We start from the raw sequence: 19,004 nt of genomic DNA on the forward strand, positions 1-19,004 counted from the left end.
ACGTCCGGGTTTCCCCCGATGTCGCGTGGCGGTCGCAGGAAGACCGGACCCGAACCCGAACGCCGGTGCATCGCCACCGGCGCGAAGGGCGGGAAGGCCGGGCTGATCCGGTTCGTGGTCGGCCCCGACGGCCGGGTCGTTCCGGACCTGGCGGAAAAGCTGCCGGGCCGGGGCATGTGGGTCTCGGCCGATGCGGCGGCAATCGACAAGGCCGCGCGCAAGGGGCTGTTCTCGCGCGCGGCGAAGCGCGCGGTGCAGGCCGACCCGGATCTGGCCGGGCAGGTCGGCGCGCTGCTGGCGACGCGGGTGGTCGAGCTGCTGTCGCTGGCGCGCAAGGCGGGCCAGGCACTGGCCGGCCTGGAAAAGGTGAAGGCGGCGCTGGAGCAGGGCGAGGCAACCTGCCTGCTGCAGGCGGCCGACGGATCGGCGCGGGAGCGCATGAGATTGCGCCCGCCCGAAGGCGAGAATACCCATTTTACCGCGCTTACAGCGGCGGAATTGGGTTTGGCTTTCGGTCGGGATCGTGTGATACATGCGGCGCTGGTTTCAGGTGGACTCGGCGACCGCGTACGATATGAGTCGGCGCGACTGTCCGGGATGGGACGAAATCAGGACTGACGCGCGCCAGCGGGCGCCGCTCGGTCGGCACGGCGGGGAACGGGTTCCCGCGGAAAGGTAAGTACTGCGCATGAGCGATACGAAAGACAGAACCGACAAGGGCAAGACACTCGGTGTTCGCGGCGGCGGGACCGAGACGAGCCACGTGAAGCAGAGCTTCTCGCATGGCCGGTCCAAGTCGGTGACGGTGGAGCGCAAGCGCAAGCGTGTCGTCGTGCCCAAGAACGCCCCCGGTGGCGGCCGCGGCGGTGCGGGCGGCAATGCCGCCGGGCGCCAGCTGTCCGACACCGAGCGCGAGCGCCGGCTGAAGGCGCTGCAGGCAGCCAGGGCCGACGAGGCCCAGCGCGCCGAGCGCCTGGCCACCGAGGAGAAGGCGCGCGAGGATGAAATGGCGCGGCTGCGCGCCGAGAAGGAACAGGCCGAGCGCGAGGAGCGCGAGCGCGAGATCGCCCGCCAGCGCAAGGAGGACGAGGAGCGCGAGCGCGCTGAGCGCGAGAAGGCCGCCCTCGACACCGACAAGGCCAAGCCGGCCCGCGCCGCCGCGAAGAAGGAAGAGTCGATCGACCCGGCCGCCGCGCAGGCCGCCGCCGCGCGCGCCGAATCCGGCAAGGGTCCGGCCAAGGCGACCAAGACCGACCGCCCGCAGGAAGACCGCCGTCCGCAGCAGACGCCCAAGGGCAACAAGGGCGCCGGCGCCGACCGCCGCCGCTCGGGCAAGCTGACGATCACCCAGGCGACCGGCGAGTCCGGCCGTCAGCGCTCGGTCGCCGCGATGCGCCGCCGGCAGGAGCGCGAGAAGCGCAAGATGCAGGGCTCGAACGAGCCGCGCGAGAAGGTCGTGCGCGAGGTCCGGATCCCCGAGGCGATCGTGGTCAGCGAACTGGCCAACCGCATGGCGGAACGCACCGCCGCGGTGGTCAAGGCGCTGATGACCAGCGGCATCATGGCGACGCAGAACCAGACTATCGACGCCGAGACCGCCGAGCTGATCGTCGAGGAGTTCGGCCACAAGTCGGTGCGCGTCTCGGACGCCGACGTCGAGCAGGCGATCGCAACTTCGGATGACAATCCGCAGGATCTGCAGCCGCGCGCCCCGGTGATCACCATCATGGGCCACGTCGATCACGGCAAGACCAGCCTGCTGGACGCGATCCGCAAGACCAACGTGGTGCAGGGCGAGGCCGGCGGCATCACCCAGCACATCGGCGCCTATCAGATCACCACCGACGGCGGCGCGCTGCTGACCTTCCTGGACACGCCGGGCCACGCCGCGTTCACCTCGATGCGCGCCCGCGGTGCGCAGGTGACCGACATCGTGGTGCTGGTGGTGGCCGCCGACGACAGCGTGATGCCGCAGACCATCGAGGCGATCAACCACGCCAAGGCGGCCGGCGTGCCGATGATCGTGGCGATCAACAAGATCGACAAGCCCGGCGCCGACCCGAACAAGGTCCGCACCGAGTTGCTGCAGCACGAGGTCGTCGTCGAGAAGATGTCGGGCGAGGTGCTGGACGTCGAGGTGTCGGCGATCAGCGGCCAGGGGCTGGACCAGCTGCTGGAGAACATCGCCCTGCAGGCTGAACTGCTGGACCTGACCGCGAACCCCGACCGCCCTGCCGAAGGCGCGGTGATCGAGGCGCAGCTGGACATCGGCCGCGGCCCCGTGGCCACCGTGCTGGTGCAGCGCGGCACCCTGCGCCGCGGCGACATCTTCGTCGTCGGCGAGCAGTGGGGCAAGGTCCGCGCGCTGATCAACGACCAGGGCGAGCGCGTCGACGAGGCCGGCCCGTCGGTCCCGGTCGAGGTGCTGGGCCTGAACGGCACGCCCGAGGCCGGTGACGTGCTGAACGTGGTCGCCGACGAGGGCCGCGCCCGCGAGATCGCCGAGTACCGCGCCCAGGCCGCCAAGGACAAGCGCGCCGCCGCCGGTGCCGCGACCACGCTGGACCAGCTGCTGGCGCAGAAGAAGGCCGACGAGAACGTGTCCGAACTGCCGATCCTGGTGAAGGCGGACGTTCAGGGCTCGGCCGAGGCGATCGTGCAGGCGATGGAGAAGGTCGGCAACGACGAGGTGCGCGTGCGCGTGCTGCACTCGGGCGTCGGCGCCATCACCGAAAGCGACGTGACCCTGGCCGAGGCCAGCCGCGCGCCGATCATCGGCTTCAACGTCCGCGCCAACGCGCCGGCGCGCGAAAGCGCCAACCAGAAGGGTGTCGAGATCCGCTACTACTCGATCATCTACGATCTGGTGGACGACATCAAAGCCGCCGCCAGCGGCCTGCTGTCGGCCGAGATCCGCGAGCGCTTCATCGGCTATGCCGAGATCAAGCAGGTGTTCAAGGTGTCGGGCGTCGGCAAGGTCGCCGGCTGCGTCGTCACCGAAGGCGTCGCCCGCCGCGAGGCCGGCGTCCGCCTGCTGCGCGACAACGTGGTGATCCACCAGGGCAAGCTGAAGACGCTGAAGCGCTTCAAGGACGAGGTCAAGGAAGTCCAGGGCGGCCAGGAATGCGGCATGGCCTTCGAGAACTACGAGGACATCCGCGATGGCGACGTGATCGAGATCTTCGAGACCGAGGAAATCGAACGCACGCTCTGACATGGCAGAATATGGCTTGAACCATATTATTGGTTCAAGCCATACTGCGCCATATGATCGACCCCTGGCACTATCCCCGTACCGGACACACCAAGGCGGTGATGGACCGGCTCGACACCGGGCTGACCCATGCCATCGTCATGTTCGGTCCGCGCCGCACCGGCAAGACCGAGTTCCTGCGGCAGGATCTGGCGCCCGCCGCCGCCGCCGCGGGCTGGTTCGTCGTCTATGCCAGTTTGTATGATGTGAAGGCGCCGCTGGCCGTGCTGATCCACGAGATCCAGCGCGCGCTGGCGGACCGCAAGGGCTATGTCCAGCGGCTGCTGGGCGGGCTTTCCGGCACGGGCGCGCTGAAGTTCAGCGTGCCGGTGCCGGGCACCGGCGGCGTCGAGATCTCGCTGGGCGGCGAGACCCCGGCCGAGGAGCAGGGCGCGGCGCTGGACTACCTGTTCGACCAGCTGGCGCAGAAGAAGCGCCGCACGCTGCTGCTGCTCGACGAGTTCCAGGAGATCGGCACCGCCGACACCGACGCCGCGCTGGTCAAGACGCTGCGCACCAAGCTGGACGAACTGCGGCCCAAGATCTGCACGGTGATGACCGGCTCCAGCCAGGAGAAGCTGCGCGCGGTGCTGGACGAGCGCACCGCGCCGTTCTACCGCTTCGCGACCGAGGTGCCGTTGCCGCCGCTGGACGACGGCTTCGTCGACCACATGCTGGCGCGCTTCAGGGAAGTCACCGGCCGCAAGCTGAAGACCGGCGAGGCGATGCGGGTGTTCGAGACCTACGAGCGCAATCCGCAGCTGTTCCGGGTCTGGCTCGACCGGCGCGTGGATTATCCCGATCTCGACGCCGACGACGCGGCGCTGCGCGCCCGCGCCGAACTGGCGCGCTCGGAAGGCTTTCTGAAGATCTGGGCCGACATGACGCCCGAGCTGCGGGTGGTGACGCGGATGCTGGCCGAGCGCCAGCCGGCGATCACCGGGCAGCCGGGGTCCGAGCGTTCGGCGGCGCTGGGCCAGCCGATGACCCCGTCGCAGATCCAGACGCGGCTGAACACGCTGACCCGCAACGGCATCGCCGACAAGCTGGCGCGCGAGCGGGTGCTGACCGACCCGGCCTTTGCCGAATGGGTGCGCGCGCGGCCCGCCGAGGAATTCTGACAGCGCGAGCCGGAAATATGGTATTCACCATATTGATCCATATCCGCGCCGTCTGCGATGCCGGCGGCCGGCGCGTACACCGGCCGCCGCTTTGCCCGGGCCTGATCGGGGAAGCTCAGGCGGCCCTGCGGCCGGAGCCCCGGGCAAATTCCCGCAACGCATCGTCCAGCGGCGTGCCGAAGATGGCGTTGACGTAGTTCGACATCAGCTTCTGCGCGACGATGGCGACCACGTCCATCACCGCGCGATTGTCGTAGCCGGCGTCGAGAAACGCCTGCATGTCGCCCGGCGACAGCTGCCCGCGCTTGTGCAACACCGCCAGGGTGAAGCAGCGCAGCGCGTCGAGCCGCGGCTCGTTCAGCGGCTCCTCGTCGCGCAGCGCCTCGGTCACCGCGTCGTCGATGCCCTCGGCCCTGGCGATCGCGGTGTGCGCCGGTACGCAGTAGTGGCAGCCATGCGCGACGTTGACGGTCTGCCAGACCACGGTGCGCTCGGTCGCGGTAAAGCCGGTGGCCTCGACCGCCAGCCGGTGCAGCGTCTGGTAGCCCTCCAGCAGCGCCGGGCTTTCGGCCATCAGCGCGTGCAGGTTGGGAACCCGGCCCGCGGCTTTGTGCGCCGCCTCGAGCAGCGGTTTCGACCGTTCGGGCGCGGTGGCGACGGTATGCAGTTGTGCGTCGGTCATGCTCGCTCCTTCCTTGGCAATGGCCTTGGCGATGGCCTTGGCAATGGCCTTGGCAATGGCGGTCGCGCGGTAACACGCCGCGTTGCGCCTTGACCTGTGCGCTGCGGCCCGACGCTGCAAGCGGGGCGCAAGATGACGTGAGAGGCCGTGACCGGCCGCCGCCGCCGGGTGGTATCCGCAGCCGCGGCGGCCTATATGGCGCGGGGAGCGAGCGGAGGGCGAGATGAGCGACACGGATTTTCCCGGCTGGCACGGCACCACCATCGTCGCGGTGCGCAAGGGCGGCACGGTGGTCGTCGCCGGCGATGGCCAGGTGAGCCTGGGCCAGACCGTCATCAAGGGCACCGCCCGCAAGGTGCGGCGGCTGGCGCCGGGCGGCTACGAGGTGGTGGCGGGCTTCGCCGGCTCGACCGCCGACGCCTTCGCCCTGCTGGAGCGGCTGGAGGCGAAGCTGGAGGCCACCCCCGGCCAGCTGCAGCGCGCGGCGGTCGAACTGGCCAAGGACTGGCGCACCGACAAGTACCTGCAGAAGCTGGAGGCGATGCTGATCGTCACCGACGGCAAGGAATTGCTGGTGGTCACCGGCGCCGGCGACGTGCTGGAGCCAGAACACGACGTCGCCGCGATCGGCTCGGGCGGGAACTTCGCCCTGGCGGCGGCGCGGGCGCTGGCCGACACCGACATGGACGCCGAGACCATCGCCCGGCGCGCGCTGGGCATCGCCGCCGAGATCTGCGTCTACACCAACGGCAACATGACCGTCGAAAAGATCAGCGGCTGAGCCTGGCCGAACCCAGCGGGACGTCGAATTGTTCGCACCAGATCCAGATCTCGTCATAGGCGGCCGGGTCGATCGACTCCGGCAGCCGGTAGCTTTGCGCGCCGCTGTCGGATTTCAGCGGCCCGAGGATGGTCGACGGATCGTAGCCGCCCCGGCCCAGCGCCACCTTCGGGTCGGGCGCGCCGTCGAAGCGGAAATCCTCGGCCAGGCTGACCCAGGTGGCGCCGTCCTGCACCACCAGCCCGCCGGTGCCGCTGGTAACGTGGCCGCTGGCGCCGGTGAAGCGCCCCGAGGCCAGGGTCTGCGCCCGCAGCGCGCCGCTGAACAGCGGCAGCGGGACGGCGATCAGGCCGGTGACGAAGATGCGACGGGTGGGCATGCGGATGACTCCTTGCCGGGTACGGATGCCGGCAGCCTGCCCCGTCACTCCGCCCCGGTCCATCCGGCCTCACGCACAGTTGCCGGCGCGCGAGACCCGCGTGAGCGCGCGCCCACGGCCCCCCGACACACCCGCGCCGCGTCGCGCGCCCCGACAACGGAGCATACCCGATGACCGACCTGACCCCGCGCGAGATCGTCTCCGAGCTCGACCGCTTCATCATCGGCCAGAAGGAGGCCAAGCGCGCCGTCGCCGTCGCGCTGCGCAGCCGCTGGCGCCGCCGCCAGCTGGGCGCGGACATCCGCGACGAGGTGTTCCCGAAGAACATCCTGATGATCGGCCCCACCGGCGTCGGCAAGACCGAGATCAGCCGCCGCCTGGCCCGGCTGGCCCGCGCGCCGTTCCTGAAGGTCGAGGCGACCAAGTTCACCGAGGTCGGTTACGTCGGCCGCGACGTCGAGCAGATCGTCCGCGACCTGGTCGACAGCGCCATCGTCATGGTCCGCGAGCACAAGCGCGACGAGGTCAAGGCCCGCGCCCACGACGCCGCCGAGATCCGGGTGATCGAGGCGCTGGCCGGCAAGGACGCCCGCGAGCAGACCCGCGAGATGTTCCGCAAGAAGCTGCGCGACGGGCTGCTGGACGACCACGAGATCGAGGTCGAGATCGCCGACAGCGCCAGCCCGTTCCCGGTGATGGAGATCCCCGGACAGCCCGGCATGGGCGCGATGAACCTGGGCGATCTGTTCGGCAAGGCCTTCCAGGGCCGCACCAAGAAGCAGAAGATGCGCGTTGCCGACAGCTACGATTTGCTGATCGCCGAGGAGGCCGACAAGCTGCTGGACGACGCCGAGGTCACCCGCGAGGCGATCCGCGCGGTCGAGGAGGACGGCATCGTGTTCCTGGACGAGATCGACAAGGTCGCCACCCGCCAGGACGCCCGCGGCGGCGAGGTCAGCCGCGAGGGGGTGCAGCGCGACCTGCTGCCGCTGATCGAGGGCACCACGGTCTCGACCAAGCACGGCCCGGTGCGCACCGACCACATCCTGTTCATCGCCTCGGGCGCGTTCCACATCGCCAAGCCGTCGGACCTGCTACCCGAGCTGCAGGGCCGGCTGCCGATCCGGGTCGAGCTGCGCGCGCTGACCGAGGAGGATTTCGTGCGCATCCTGACCGAGACCGACAACGCGCTGACCCGGCAGTACACCGAGCTGATGCGGACCGAGGATGTCTCGGTCGCCTTCACCGAGGACGGCATCGCCGCGCTGGCGCGGATCGCCGCCGAGGTCAACGCCTCGGTCGAGAACATCGGCGCGCGGCGGCTGTACACGGTGCTCGAGCGGGTGTTCGAGGAGCTCAGCTTCAGCGCGCCGGACCGCGGCGGCGAGACCGTCACCATCGACGGCCCGTTCGTCGAGGCGCAGCTGGGCGAGCTGGCGAAATCGGTGGACCTGAGCCGCTATGTCCTGTGAACCGGAACAATACCGCGGAATGTGACCGTCTGCCCCCGTTCCCGCCGTAGGGAAGTCGCAAATCCCGTGCTAGGGTCCGCGCGGAAAATGACCAGATCGGAAAGCACACCATGAAACAGCTTCTTCTCTCTTCCGCCGCGGCTCTTGCATTGACGGGGGCGGCCTGGGCGCAGGATGCCGACGCCGTCCAGAGCGCGGTGGACGACGGGATCCAGCAGCTGAACGACGGCGGCGGCAATCTGACCTTCGAGTCGCGCGAGGTCGGGCCGGACAACAGCCTGACGCTGCGCGGCGTGCGCATCGCGCCCGAGGACGGCGACGTGATCATCACCACCGATTTCGTCACCGTCACGCCGTCGACGCAGACGCCGGGCGACGTGGCCATCACCGTCGCGCCGGTGGTGACCTTTGCCGGCACCGGCGGCGGCGAGGTGCCGCCGGTCGAGATCCGGGTGGCGAGCGAGAATTTCGTGCTGACCACCAACTGGGTGCTGGGCGCGGCGGGCAAGCCGTCGCTGAGCTTCACCGCCGACAGCCTGTCGGTCACCGGCGGCTCCGAGGATCACCCGGCGCTGAAGGCGCTGTCGGCGACGCCGCGCAATGTCGCGTTCTCGATGGCCTTCGACGAGGCCAGCCGCGACGCCTCGGGGGCGTTCTCGATGGACGCGCTGGCGCTGGACTACGCCTTCGTCGACCCCGACAGCGGCGCCAGCATGAGCGGCGAGATGCAGGGCGAGGCGCTGGTCGTCGATTTCGCCGGCACCGGCCTGCCCGCGGGCGAGCAGGACATGGACCGGTTCCTGGCCGAGGACGGCTTCCGGCTGACGATGCAGAGCGGCCCGGCGACGCAGCGTTTCACCTCGGGCGATCCGAACATGCCGATCACCCTGGACAGCGACGCGCAGGCGGCCTCGGCCGAGATCTCGATCGCCGACGGGCAGTTCCTGTACCGCACCACCTCGGGCACGGTGAACTACGTCGTCACCCCGGACCCGTCGGCGCTGCCGCTGCCGCCGTTCGAGGCGTCGATCGGGCAGCTGGACATGGAGTTGCGCGCCCCGGTCGCGCCCAGCGACGAGGTCCGCGACGTCAAGCTGGCGCTGAACCTGCAGGAGCTGGCGCTGGGCGAGTCGGTCTGGGGCCTGTTCGATCCGCAGTCGACGATCCCGCGCGATCCGGCCACGCTGGAGCTGGACCTGACCGCGGCGCTGCAGCTGGACCGGCCGCTGAGCGAGATGCCCGAGACCGACAATCCGATGGCGCTGGGCCGGGTCGAGACCGTCGATCTGAACCGGCTGCTGCTGTCGGCCGCCGGCGCCCTGGTCGAGGCCAGCGGCGCGGTGACGCTGGACAATTCGGGGCCGATGCCGCTGCCGAACGGCGCCGTCGATGTCGCGATCAGCGGCGTGCAGGGCCTGAGCCAGAGCCTGGTCGAGCTGGGCCTGGTCGACCAGATGCAGGTCGGCATGATGATGGGCATGATCATGGCCTTCACCAAGCCCGCGGGCGACGACGCCTTCACCTCGACGATCGAGTTCCGCGACGGCGCGATCCTGGCCAACGGTCAGCCGATCCAGTGACGGCGCTTTACACCCGCCCGGTTTTCGGATCGGGATGGCGCCCATGCGGGCGCTCGGTGATTTCCTCAGGACCAACGCCCCCTGGCTGACCGCCGGGGGGCTTCTGACGTTCGGCTCGGCATTCGGCCAGACCTATTTCATCGCGGTGTTCGCCGGCGAGATCCGCGCCGAGTTCGACCTCAGCCACGGCGAATGGGGCAGCATCTATGCATTGGGCACGCTGGCCTCGGCGGCGCTGATGCTGCTGGTCGGCGGCGTGGTCGACGGCTATCGCACCCGCAGCCTGGCGGTGCTGAACCTGGTGCTGTTCGCCGCGGTCTGCGCGGCGATGGCGCTGAACCCGGCCGCCGGGCTGCTGGTGGTTATCGTGTTCGGCCTGCGGTTCTGCGGCCAGGGGATGATGAGCCATCTGGCGATCGTCTCGGTCGGGCGCTGGTTCGCGGCGCAGCGCGGGCGCGCGATCTCGATCGTGTCGATGGGCTTCTCGCTGGCCGAGGCGGTGATGCCGGTAAGCTTCGTGCTGCTGACCGGCTGGCTGGGCTGGCGCGGCGCCTGGGGCGTGGCGGCGCTGGTGCTGCTGGCCTATGTGCCGGTGGTCCTGCTGCTGCTGCGGCGCGAGCGCAGCCCGCGCGGCGCGGCGCAGGGCGACGGCGGCACCGGCATGCTGGGCCGGCACTGGACCCGGCGCGGCGCGCTGCGGCACTGGCTGTTCTGGGTCAGCCTGCCCGGTCTGCTGGCGCAGCCGATCTTCGGCACCGCCTTCTTCTTCCAGCAGGTGCATCTGGTCGAGCGGAAGGGCTGGACGCTGGAGGCGTTCACCGGGCTGTTCCCGCTCTATACCGGCGCCGGGCTGGCGGCGCTGCTGGCCACCGGCGCCGCCATCGACCGCTGGGGCGCGGGCCGGGTGATGCCGTTCTACCTGCTGCCGCTGGCGGCCGCGTTCACCCTGATCAGCGTCGCCGAAAGCCTGGCGCTGGCGGCGCTGGGGATGGTGCTGATGGGGCTGATGCACGGCATGGGCGCGGCGGCGAGCGGCGCGTTCTGGCCGGAGTACTACGGCACCCGGCACCTGGGCGCGATCCGCAGCGTCGCCACCGCGACAATGGTGTTCGCCACCGCGCTGGGGCCGCTGGTCACCGGCTGGCTGATCGACCTGGGTGTCGACTATGACCGGCAGCTGCAGGGCATGGCGCTGATCGTGCTGGCCGCGGCGGCGCTGCTTGCCGCCGGCTTGCGCCGCGCCCGGCCGCTGCTGGCCGCCGCCCAGCCGCTGCCGCTGTAGCCGCGCCACGGCGTCCACTTTCCCGAGATATCCCCGCCGGAAGCGTCCGCCGCCGGCCGCTGCGCGCCCAGGTGCCGCCGGGGCCGCCGCTCAGACCAGCCGGATCACGTCCTTGTCGATCGACAGCCAGTAGCCCTTGCGGGCGACGTTGCGCACCAGCAGTTCGGACACGATCTGGTTGCCCAGCGCGTCGCGCAGCCGCTTGATCCGCACCGCGCCGGCGGCCTCCTCGCAGTCGGCGGGATCGCGGCCCGAGACCATCGCCTCGATCGCCGCGCCGGGCAGCACCTCGTCGTCCATCCGCGCCTCGCACAGCACGGCGAGGGTCTCGATCGCCGCCTCGGTCAGCTTGAACTCCATGCTGTTGAGATAGACCAGCCGCGCCTCGCGGCTGAGGATCAGGCTGTTGATCTGGATCCCGGCGCGCTCGATCTCGGTCATGCGCCGGTTCAGCGCCAGGATGGTCAGCAGGAACACCAGCGCCACCAGCAGCAGCGCGGCGGCGAACACCAGCAGCACGAACAGCATGAAGCGGTAGCTTTCCAGCGTGTCCGAGAACGCGGTGCCCGAGGCGGCGAGGATCTCCAGCAGCTTGATCTCGGCGGTCGAGGTCAGGTCGGCGTTCTCGACGAAGATCCGCTCGACCCGCGCGTCGAAGGCGTTGCCGTCGGGCAGGTTGGCGACCAGCACCACCGCCACGGTCAGCAGGATCGCCACCACCGCGGCGATGCCGCCCCAGACCACGCGCCCGGCCCCGGCGGTCAGCGCCGCGACCGGTCCGGTTTCAGTATCTGAGGAAGTACTCTCCTGCATCCTCTTCCCTTTTCTCCAGCCCCGCCTCGTCGAAGGTCGACACCACGGTCAGCAGCGTCCATCCGTCCCGGCCCAGGCGGCGGGTCAGGATCCGTTCGGCCGCCCCGGGGTCGTCGCAGGCGCGCGGCGGCAGCCGGACAACACCGTAGTGCAGGCGCAGCGGCTTGTCCTTCTTGGCCTTGTAGTCGGCGAAGCAGCCGTCCGCGGCCAGCGCCGAGGGCGCCAGCATAACGGTCAGGAGAATCAGGGGGATGAGAAGTCGGTGCATGATCCGCCGATGCTGCCCGCGGCGGCCCGCGTCATTCAATAACAGCCGCCCCGCGCGGGCGCGTCATCGGATGACGGCGGGGCGAAATTGCCTGACCGGCGGCCCCGTGCCGAGGCTGGGCATGGGCGGTCGCCGCGGCGGCCGCACCGTGTACAGGAACCGAAAGGAGTACCCCATGCGCAAGTTCGTCATCACCGGCCTCGCCTCGGCCGCGCTGATCCTGGCCGGCACCACCAGCGCCTCGGCCGAAATGGACAACCGCCGTCTCGGAGCGGCGATCGCCGGGCTGGCCGGGCTGGCGGTGCTGGGCGCGATCATCTACGACCGGCAGAAGGACAAGCGCGAGGCGCCCGCGCCGGCGGTCAAGCCGCACGACTATCGCCCCGCACCGTACGCGCACCGCCCGCAGGCGCGTTCCAATGATCGCTGCGTCACGCGCCGGATCGTCGACGGGCGCTGGGTCGACCAACGCAGCTGGCCGTGCCGGCCCGCGTACCGGCCGGCGCCGCAGCGGCCGCCGGCGTACCGGCATCCGCCCCGGACGCAAAAGCCCCAAGGCTACAGGCCCAAGGCGCACAACCACCGCCGCAACAAGGCGCGCCCCGACGTGCCGGTGACCAGGCAGTGCCTGCGCAAGCGCTGGACGCAGCGCGGCTGGGTCACCTACACCGGCCGCGAATGTCTGCGCAAGCACCGCTAGCGCGGATGGCCAGCGCCGCCGCGTCGGCGTAGGCTGGCGGGACCGCAACAGGATCCGGAACCCGCCATGACCCGCCGCGCCCCGTGCGCCAACGCCGCCCCGCGCCCGTCCCGCACGGCCGCGGGGATGGCATTGCGGCTGCTTCTGGCACTGGCGGTGGTCGTCGCGCTGAACCTGACGCTGGGCGCTTGGCTGCGCGGCATCGAGCAGCAGCTGCGCCCCGAGACGCTGGAGTCGCTGCGCCGCGGGATCTGGGTGACCTGCCTGCTGTACGCGCTGCTGCTGGCGGTGCCGTTCGTGCCGGGGGTCGAGATCGGCCTGGCGATGCTGGGCATGTTCGGCGCCGCCGTCGCCCCGCACGTCTATCTGGCGACGGTGGGCGGCATGACCCTGGCCTTCGCCGCCGGGCGGCTGATCCCGCTGCCGGCGCTGGCGCGGCTGGCCGGACGGCTGCGGATGACCCGCGCCGAGGCGCGGCTGCAGGCGCTGGCGGCGCTGCCGCCGGACGCGCTGACCCGGGTGCTGATCGCCGAGGCGCCGGGGCGTCTGGCGCCGCTGCTGCTGCGGCGGCGCCACATCGCGCTGGCGCTGCTGGTCAACCTGCCGGGCAACGGCCTGATCGGCGGCGGCGGCGGCATCGGGCTGGTCGCGGGGCTGAGCCGGGTCTACTCGGTCGCCGGCTTCGTGCTGACGATCGTGATCGCGGTGGCGCCGGTGCCGCTGGCGGTGTGGCTGTTCGGCACCCGGGTGCTGCCCGGCTTCTAGCCCGCCGGGCGCGGATCACGGGCGTTTGAAGAAACTTCCGGGCCGCCGCGCTAGGTTTCCGCACAACGACACCCGCACCATTCCCGCGACCGGAGGAAACGACCATGCCCGCCATCACCCGTGCCGCGCTGCTGCTGAGCGTCTCGTTGCTGACTGCCGGCGCCGCCTGCGCCCAGACCGGCGCGCCGGTCCGGCAGGGCGCGAAGAACGCGCCGCACTTCGAGCCCGCGTTCCAGAACCAGACCCGCGCGCCGGCCCGCGACAGCGGCATCGCCCTGGCCGTCGAGACGCTGGCCGAGGGGCTGGCGAATCCCTGGGGCATCGCCGCGCTGCCGGACGGCGGCTATCTGGTGACCGAGCGCGCCGGGCGGCTGCGGGTGCTGGGCGCGGACGGCAGCCTGTCCGAACCGGTCCGGGGCCTGCCCGAGATCGCGGTCCGCGACCAGGGCGGGCTGCTGGACGTGGCGCTGGGGCCGGCGTTCGACAGCGACCGGCGGATCTACTGGACCTACGCCAAGCCCAAGGACGGCGGCTACGTCACCGCCGCCGCGCGCGGCGTGCTGTCCGAGGACCGCTCGGAGCTGACGCAGGTCGAGGACATCTTCGTGCAGGAGCCGGTCTCGCCGGTCGCCATGCACTTCGGCGCGCGCATCCTCTTCGACGGCGAGGGCCGCGCCTTCGTCACCACCGGAGAGCACTCGGCGCGCAGCGAGCGCGGCAAGGCGCAGGACCTGGGCACGACCTTCGGCAAGGTGATCCGCATCAACCCCGACGGCTCGGTGCCGCAGGACAACCCCTACACCGGCGAGGCGGACGCCATCGACACGATCTGGTCGCTGGGCCACCGCAACATCCAGGGCGCAGACATCCATCCCGAAAGCGGCGCGCTGTGGACCGTCGAGCACGGGCCCCGCGGCGGCGACGAGCTGAACATCGCGCGGGCGGGCGAGAACTACGGCTGGCCGGTGGTCAGCTACGGCATCAACTACAACGGCAGCCCGGTCGGCAGCGGCGAGCCCCGCGCCGAGGGCATGGTCGAGCCGCGGTACTACTGGGATCCGGTGATCGCGCCGGGCGGCATGGTGTTCTACGACGGCGACATGTTCGCCGACTGGCAGGGCGATCTGCTGATCTCGTCGCTCAATCCCGGCGCGCTGGTGCGGCTGCGCCTCGACGGCGACACGGTGACCGGCGAGGAGCGGCTGCTGACCGACCAGGGCCGGATCCGCGATCTGGAGATCGCCGCCGACGGCGCGATCCTGGCGCTGGTCGACGCCGCCAACGGCAAGGTGCTGCGGCTGACGCCCGAGGCGGCCACGACCGAGTGAGGGCGCGCCCGGTCAGGTCTCCGGTCAGGTCTGGCGCACGATGTCGGCGGCAAGCTCGTCCAGCAGTTGCCGGTAGCCGGTCTGCTGCGACGGCATCAGCGGGTTCGAGGTGATCGCGATGCTGAGGTCCTTGGACGGCAGCACATAGATCATCTGCCCGCCGTAGCCCCAGCCGAAATGCGTCGGCACCCCGGCCAGCGGCCGCAGGAACCAGCCGTAGCCGTAGAACGCGCCGGTCATCGGCGAGCGGGTGCGCGGCGTCCAGGCGGCGTCGATCCAGCGCTCGGACACCACCCGTTCGCCGTCGACCGTGCGCCCGCCGCGGCGGTACAGCTCGCCGAAGGCCAGCAGCGAGCGGGTGGTCATCGACATCTGGTTGCCGCCGAAATAGATCCCCTGCGGATCGCGGTCCCAGCCGAGGATGCGGAACCCCTCGACCGGCCCGAGCCAGTCCAGCGCCAGATCCAGCATGCTGCGGCCGCTGACCCGGGTCAGCACCGCCGAGACCAGGTGCGTCGAGGCGGTGGAGTACAGCATCTCGGCCCCCGGCTCGGCCACGAACGGCGCGGCCAGCGCCGCGCGCACCCAGTTGCGGCTGGACACCCACGGGCCGTAGTTCCCGCCCGACATCGGCGCCAGCCCGGCACGCATCGACAGCAGGTGCCCCAGGGTGATGCGGTTGATCCGCGGGTCCGGGTCCGGCGGCAGCGCGTCCGCGAGGATCGGCGCGATCGGCTGCTCGACCCCGCTGAGCAGGCCGCGGTCGATGGCGATGCCGGCGAGCGTGGCGATGATCGACTTCGAGGCCGACTTGATGTTGGTGCGGCTGTCCGCGCTGAAGCCGTTGAAGCCGCGGTCGGCCACCAGCCGGCCGCGGTGCGCGACCAGCACCGCGCGCAACTGCCGCGTTCCCGCGGCATGATCCAGCACCGGGGCGATGGCGGCTTGCAGGGGGCTGGCGGCCAGCGCGGCGGCGCCGGTCAGGAAGGTGCGGCGGTTCAGTCTGCTCATGACCCCGGGAACCAAGTACGAGATTTCGGCGGGAGTTTGCTCGGACCGCCGGCGCGCGGTCAAGGCTCGGCCTGCATTTCTCTTTCCTTTTCCGCCGATTCGCGTCATAAGCCCCGAATTGCGCGCGTGGGGCGTTTCCCGCGCGCGTTGCCTATTCCGGACGGACCCTGCTGGACGACATCCCGGCTGCGGCCCCCGGAGGGCGCGACAAGCTGAAGGAGCATACGATGTCGATCACGCCAGAGCTGAAGGATCAGCTCATCAAGGACTACGCCACCAAGGACGGCGACACCGGTTCGGCCGACGTTCAGATCGCGATCCTGACGACGCGCATCACGAACCTGACCGAGCATTTCAAGACCCACAAGAAGGACAACCACTCGCGGCGTGGCCTTCTGAAGCTGGTCGCCCAGCGGCGCAAGCTGCTGGACTACGTCCGGCGCAAGGACGAAGAGCGCTACAAGTCGCTCATCTCCAAGCTGGGCATCCGCCGCTGAGCCTTTCCGGACGGCGCCCCCTCGGGGCGCCGTTCGCACACTGGGGCGGTCGTGCCGCGCGCCCCGAGAACCTCGCGGCACATGTCCGAACGGGCCGCCCGCCCCGCCCCCGGCGGGCCCGGCCCAGGATGAGATGAAACGGGGGGTGGCGGCCCGCCGCCAGGGGGCGGGGGCCGCGAGAGGATGACGAACATGTTCAACATCACCAGAAAATCCATCGAGTGGGGGCACGACACGCTCACCCTCGAGACCGGCAAGATCGCCCGTCAGGCCGACGGCGCCGTGGTCGCCACCTATGGCGAGACCAGCGTCCTGGCCGCGGTGGTCTTCGAGAAGCAGCCGAAGGAAGGTTTCGACTTCTTCCCGCTGACCGTGCACTACCAGGAAAAATACTACGCGGCCGGCAAGATCCCCGGCGGCTTCTTCAAGCGCGAGGCGCGTCCCACCGAGAAGGAGACGCTGACCAGCCGCCTGATCGACCGCCCGATCCGCCCGCTGTTCGCCCAGGGCTTCAAGCACGAGACGCAGGTGATCTGCACCGTGCTGAGCCACGATCTGGAAAACGACCCCGACGTGGTGGCGATGATCGCCGCCTCGGCGGCGCTGACCATTTCCGGCGTGCCGTTCCGCGGCCCGATCGGCTGCGCCCGCGTCGGCTTCGTCGACGGCGACTACATCCTGAACCCGGCCGTCGAGGACATGGACAAGCTGCGCTCGAACCCCGAGCAGCGGCTGGACCTGATCGTCGCCGGCACCCGCGACGCGGTGATGATGGTCGAGTCCGAGGCCTACGAGCTGTCCGAGGCCGAGATGCTGGGCGCGGTGAAGTTCGGCCATGACCAGATGCAGCCGGTGATCCGGATGATCACCGAGTTCGCCGGCGAGGCCGCCAAGGAGCCGTTCGACTACCAGCCGCCCGAGTACGGCGCGCTGTTCGACAAGGTGAAGGGCCTGGGCGAGGACGCCATGCGCGCCGCGTTCGCGATTACCGACAAGCAGGAGCGTCAAACCGCCATCTCGGCCGCCCGCGAGACGATCCGCAGCGGTCTGTCCGAGGACGAGCTGGCGGACAAGAACCTCGGCCCGGCGATCAAGAAGCTGGAGAGCAAGGTGCTGCGCGGCGACGTCATCGCCACCGGCCGCCGCATCGACGGCCGCGACCTGACCACCGTGCGGCCCATCGTCGCCGAGGTCGGCCTGCTGCCGCGCACCCACGGCTCGGCGCTGTTCACCCGCGGCGAGACCCAGGGCCTGGTGGTGACCACGCTGGGCACCGGCGACGACGAGCAGATCATCGACGCGCTGCACGGCGAGTCGCGCTCCAACTTCCTGCTGCACTACAACTTCCCGCCGTATTCGGTCGGTGAAGCGGGCCGGATGATGGGCCCGGGCCGGCGCGAGATCGGCCACGGCAAGCTGGCCTGGCGCGCGCTGCAGGCGGTGCTGCCGGCGGCGACCGACTTCCCCTACACCATCCGGCTGGTTTCCGAGATCACCGAGTCGAACGGCTCGTCCTCGATGGCCTCGGTCTGCGGCGGGTCGCTGTCGATGATGGATGCGGGCGTGCCGCTGAAGGCGCCGGTCGCCGGTGTCGCCATGGGCCTGATCCTGGAGGACGACGGCCAGTTCGCGGTGCTGACCGACATCCTGGGCGACGAGGACCACCTGGGCGACATGGACTTCAAGGTCGCGGGCACCGAGTCGGGCATCACCAGCCTGCAGATGGACATCAAGGTCGCCGGCATCACCCCGGCGATCATGGAGCAGGCGCTGGCCCAGGCCAAGGACGGCCGGATGCACATCCTGTCCGAGATGGGCAAGGCGCTGAGTGAGGGCCGGACCGAGTTCTCGGCCCACGCCCCGCGCATCGAGACGATGAACATTCCGACCGACAAGATCCGCGAGGTGATCGGCTCGGGCGGCAAGGTGATCCGCGAGATCGTGGAAACCTCGGGCGCCAAGGTCGACATCAACGACGACGGCGTGATTAAGATCGCCTCGCCCAACGCCGATGCGATCGAACGTGCCCGGGCGATGATCCACTCGATCGTCGCCGAGCCCGAGGTCGGCCAGATCTACACCGGCAAGGTGGTCAAGATCATGGACTTCGGCGCCTTCGTGAACTTCTTCGGCAAGCGCGACGGGCTGGTGCATGTCAGCCAGATGGCTGCCGGCCGCATCGGCCACCCGAAGGACCTGATCAAGGAAGGCCAGGAGGTGAAGGTCAAGCTGATGGGCTTCGACGACCGCGGCAAGGTCCGCCTGTCGATGAAGGCCGTCGACCAGACCACCGGCGAGGAGATCAAGGAAGAGGCGTGATCGCCGCTTCCTGACGGATCGAGGCGGGCGTCCCACCGGGCGCCCGTTTTCGTATCCGCGCGCCCGATCCGCGTGGACCGGGAGCAAACAGCCGCCGCAAGGTCGCGCCTGTCGGCCCGTCAGGCGGCGTTCCGGTCCGCCGCCAGCAGCGCCGCCATGCGGCGGGCGGCGGTCAGCGCGGCGTCGCCCATCGTGACCCAGCCCTGCGTCAGCCCTTCGAGGATCAGCGTCAGCTCCGGCTCCCGGCCCTCAAGGCCGCAGGCGGCGGCGACGGCGCGGGCCATCTGCGTCTTGTGCCGCGACAGCATCTCGCGCAGGGCCGGATCGTCGGGGGCGGCGGCGACGGCGGCGTGGAACAGGCAGCCCCGGGGCGCCTCGGTCCGCATCCAGTCGGCGACCCGCTCCAGCACCGCCTCCAGCGTGCCGCTGTCCGGCAGATCCTCGGTCAGCCGCGCCATGTAGCGGGCGTGGCGATGCTCCAGCGCGATCCGCACCATCTGTCCGCGCGACGGCGCGTGACGATAGAGCGTGCGCAGCGACACGTCGCAGGCCGCGCGCAGATCGTCGACGCTGGCCCGGGCAAAGCCGTGGCGGGCGAAGGCGCGCTCCAGCCCGGCGGCGATACGGGTTTCGATCGGTTCCATGCTTGACCAGGTAGAGATGCCGTAATGGGCGGGTCGCTCCCGGACCCGGCGTTGTGCTGCGGTGTCGGCCATGAGCCGGCTATCGTCCTGTCACGGCCGACCGTCCCGG

General features: G+C 70.5%; 18 protein-coding genes. 12 read left to right on the forward strand and 6 right to left on the reverse strand.

Features of this window, described 5'->3' with window-relative positions; genetic code table 11:
- Positions 1-18 precede the first annotated feature (18 nt).
- The 3 genes from GE300_RS08405 to GE300_RS08415 all read left to right on the forward strand — a co-directional run bounded on the left by GE300_RS08405 (position 19) and on the right by GE300_RS08415 (position 4,374).
- On the forward strand, positions 19-618 hold the full coding sequence (locus GE300_RS08405; protein ID WP_154446099.1) for an RNA-binding protein: 600 nt from the start codon (positions 19-21) through the stop codon (positions 616-618).
- A 70-nt stretch (positions 619-688) separates the two neighbouring features.
- Positions 689-3,214, forward strand: coding sequence for a translation initiation factor IF-2 (gene infB, locus GE300_RS08410; protein ID WP_154446100.1), 2,526 nt, complete (start codon positions 689-691; stop codon positions 3,212-3,214).
- Positions 3,215-3,267: 53 nt separating this feature from the next.
- Complete coding sequence (locus GE300_RS08415) at positions 3,268-4,374, forward strand: ATP-binding protein (RefSeq protein ID WP_154446101.1); 1,107 nt, start codon at positions 3,268-3,270, stop codon at positions 4,372-4,374.
- A gap of 115 nt (positions 4,375-4,489) precedes the next feature.
- Here the strand turns inward: GE300_RS08415 and GE300_RS08420 are convergent, their stop codons facing one another.
- Entirely contained in the window at positions 4,490-5,056 is a 567-nt protein-coding gene (locus tag GE300_RS08420) for a carboxymuconolactone decarboxylase family protein (RefSeq protein ID WP_154446102.1), read from the reverse strand.
- Between the two features lie 223 nt (positions 5,057-5,279).
- Between GE300_RS08420 and hslV the strand changes: the two genes are divergently transcribed.
- The gene (gene hslV, locus GE300_RS08425) at positions 5,280-5,837 is read left to right on the forward strand and encodes an ATP-dependent protease subunit HslV (RefSeq protein ID WP_154446103.1); all 558 of its coding nucleotides are present in this window, start codon (positions 5,280-5,282) and stop codon (positions 5,835-5,837) included.
- Here hslV and GE300_RS08430 read toward each other — a convergent pair.
- Positions 5,827-6,216, reverse strand: coding sequence for a DM13 domain-containing protein (locus tag GE300_RS08430; protein WP_233416876.1), 390 nt, complete (start codon positions 6,214-6,216; stop codon positions 5,827-5,829). The genes hslV and GE300_RS08430 overlap by 11 nt on opposite strands.
- A gap of 170 nt (positions 6,217-6,386) precedes the next feature.
- Between GE300_RS08430 and hslU the strand changes: the two genes are divergently transcribed.
- The 3 genes from hslU to GE300_RS08445 all read left to right on the forward strand — a co-directional run bounded on the left by hslU (position 6,387) and on the right by GE300_RS08445 (position 10,550).
- Positions 6,387-7,688, forward strand: a complete 1,302-nt coding sequence (gene hslU, locus GE300_RS08435) for an ATP-dependent protease ATPase subunit HslU (RefSeq protein ID WP_154446105.1) — start codon at positions 6,387-6,389, stop codon at positions 7,686-7,688.
- A 110-nt stretch (positions 7,689-7,798) separates the two neighbouring features.
- Complete coding sequence (locus tag GE300_RS08440; protein WP_154446106.1) at positions 7,799-9,268, forward strand: DUF2125 domain-containing protein; 1,470 nt, start codon at positions 7,799-7,801, stop codon at positions 9,266-9,268.
- Between the two features lie 43 nt (positions 9,269-9,311).
- The gene (locus tag GE300_RS08445) at positions 9,312-10,550 is read left to right on the forward strand and encodes an MFS transporter (protein ID WP_154446107.1); all 1,239 of its coding nucleotides are present in this window, start codon (positions 9,312-9,314) and stop codon (positions 10,548-10,550) included.
- Positions 10,551-10,640: 90 nt separating this feature from the next.
- Here the strand turns inward: GE300_RS08445 and GE300_RS08450 are convergent, their stop codons facing one another.
- Both GE300_RS08450 and GE300_RS08455 read right to left on the reverse strand, forming a co-directional pair.
- On the reverse strand, positions 10,641-11,363 hold the full coding sequence (locus GE300_RS08450) for a winged helix-turn-helix domain-containing protein (RefSeq protein ID WP_154446108.1): 723 nt from the start codon (positions 11,361-11,363) through the stop codon (positions 10,641-10,643).
- The gene (locus tag GE300_RS08455; protein ID WP_154446109.1) at positions 11,335-11,631 is read right to left on the reverse strand and encodes a hypothetical protein; all 297 of its coding nucleotides are present in this window, start codon (positions 11,629-11,631) and stop codon (positions 11,335-11,337) included. The genes GE300_RS08450 and GE300_RS08455 overlap by 29 nt, the downstream gene beginning before the upstream one ends.
- Positions 11,632-11,806: 175 nt before the next feature.
- Between GE300_RS08455 and GE300_RS08460 the strand changes: the two genes are divergently transcribed.
- The 3 genes from GE300_RS08460 (at position 11,807) to GE300_RS08470 (ending at position 14,424) form a co-directional block, all read left to right on the forward strand.
- A complete protein-coding gene (locus GE300_RS08460; protein ID WP_154446110.1) occupies positions 11,807-12,331 on the forward strand; it encodes a hypothetical protein in 525 nt (174 codons plus the stop codon).
- 66 nt (positions 12,332-12,397) lie between these two features.
- Positions 12,398-13,096, forward strand: a complete 699-nt coding sequence (locus GE300_RS08465; protein WP_154446111.1) for a hypothetical protein — start codon at positions 12,398-12,400, stop codon at positions 13,094-13,096.
- Between the two features lie 104 nt (positions 13,097-13,200).
- A complete protein-coding gene (locus tag GE300_RS08470; RefSeq protein ID WP_154446112.1) occupies positions 13,201-14,424 on the forward strand; it encodes a PQQ-dependent sugar dehydrogenase in 1,224 nt (407 codons plus the stop codon).
- A 24-nt stretch (positions 14,425-14,448) separates the two neighbouring features.
- Here GE300_RS08470 and GE300_RS08475 read toward each other — a convergent pair whose 3' ends face one another.
- A complete protein-coding gene (locus GE300_RS08475; protein WP_154446113.1) occupies positions 14,449-15,435 on the reverse strand; it encodes a serine hydrolase domain-containing protein in 987 nt (328 codons plus the stop codon).
- 227 nt (positions 15,436-15,662) lie between these two features.
- Here GE300_RS08475 and rpsO point away from each other — a divergent pair, with 227 nt between their 5' ends.
- Positions 15,663-15,932, forward strand: a complete 270-nt coding sequence (rpsO, locus tag GE300_RS08480; protein WP_154446114.1) for a 30S ribosomal protein S15 — start codon at positions 15,663-15,665, stop codon at positions 15,930-15,932.
- Between the two features lie 192 nt (positions 15,933-16,124).
- Positions 16,125-18,251: a polyribonucleotide nucleotidyltransferase gene (pnp, locus tag GE300_RS08485; RefSeq protein WP_154446115.1), complete on the forward strand. Its 2,127-nt coding sequence runs from the start codon at positions 16,125-16,127 to the stop codon at positions 18,249-18,251.
- A 119-nt stretch (positions 18,252-18,370) separates the two neighbouring features.
- On the opposite strand, the gene GE300_RS08490 is transcribed toward pnp, so the two are convergent.
- Positions 18,371-18,895 (reverse strand): TetR/AcrR family transcriptional regulator, encoded by a 525-nt coding sequence (locus GE300_RS08490; RefSeq protein ID WP_154446116.1) that lies wholly within the window; start codon positions 18,893-18,895, stop codon positions 18,371-18,373.
- Between the last annotated feature and the right edge of the window lie 109 nt (positions 18,896-19,004).

It is taken from the genome of Halovulum marinum (genome assembly GCF_009697225.1).
Taxonomy (GTDB): Bacteria; Pseudomonadota; Alphaproteobacteria; order Rhodobacterales; family Rhodobacteraceae; genus Halovulum; species Halovulum marinum.

Coding starts and splice junctions, on each gene's coding strand:
- GE300_RS08405 (WP_154446099.1), top strand. CDS start 19: ATGTCGCGTGGCGGTCGCAGGAAGACCGGACCCGAACCCGAACGCCGG.
- infB (WP_154446100.1), top strand. CDS start 689: ATGAGCGATACGAAAGACAGAACCGACAAGGGCAAGACACTCGGTGTT.
- GE300_RS08415 (WP_154446101.1), top strand. CDS start 3,268: ATGATCGACCCCTGGCACTATCCCCGTACCGGACACACCAAGGCGGTG.
- GE300_RS08420 (WP_154446102.1), bottom strand. CDS start 5,056: ATGACCGACGCACAACTGCATACCGTCGCCACCGCGCCCGAACGGTCG.
- hslV (WP_154446103.1), top strand. CDS start 5,280: ATGAGCGACACGGATTTTCCCGGCTGGCACGGCACCACCATCGTCGCG.
- GE300_RS08430 (WP_233416876.1), bottom strand. CDS start 6,216: ATGCCCACCCGTCGCATCTTCGTCACCGGCCTGATCGCCGTCCCGCTG.
- hslU (WP_154446105.1), top strand. CDS start 6,387: ATGACCGACCTGACCCCGCGCGAGATCGTCTCCGAGCTCGACCGCTTC.
- GE300_RS08440 (WP_154446106.1), top strand. CDS start 7,799: ATGAAACAGCTTCTTCTCTCTTCCGCCGCGGCTCTTGCATTGACGGGG.
- GE300_RS08445 (WP_154446107.1), top strand. CDS start 9,312: ATGCGGGCGCTCGGTGATTTCCTCAGGACCAACGCCCCCTGGCTGACC.
- GE300_RS08450 (WP_154446108.1), bottom strand. CDS start 11,363: ATGCAGGAGAGTACTTCCTCAGATACTGAAACCGGACCGGTCGCGGCG.
- GE300_RS08455 (WP_154446109.1), bottom strand. CDS start 11,631: ATGCACCGACTTCTCATCCCCCTGATTCTCCTGACCGTTATGCTGGCG.
- GE300_RS08460 (WP_154446110.1), top strand. CDS start 11,807: ATGCGCAAGTTCGTCATCACCGGCCTCGCCTCGGCCGCGCTGATCCTG.
- GE300_RS08465 (WP_154446111.1), top strand. CDS start 12,398: ATGACCCGCCGCGCCCCGTGCGCCAACGCCGCCCCGCGCCCGTCCCGC.
- GE300_RS08470 (WP_154446112.1), top strand. CDS start 13,201: ATGCCCGCCATCACCCGTGCCGCGCTGCTGCTGAGCGTCTCGTTGCTG.
- GE300_RS08475 (WP_154446113.1), bottom strand. CDS start 15,435: ATGAGCAGACTGAACCGCCGCACCTTCCTGACCGGCGCCGCCGCGCTG.
- rpsO (WP_154446114.1), top strand. CDS start 15,663: ATGTCGATCACGCCAGAGCTGAAGGATCAGCTCATCAAGGACTACGCC.
- pnp (WP_154446115.1), top strand. CDS start 16,125: ATGTTCAACATCACCAGAAAATCCATCGAGTGGGGGCACGACACGCTC.
- GE300_RS08490 (WP_154446116.1), bottom strand. CDS start 18,895: ATGGAACCGATCGAAACCCGTATCGCCGCCGGGCTGGAGCGCGCCTTC.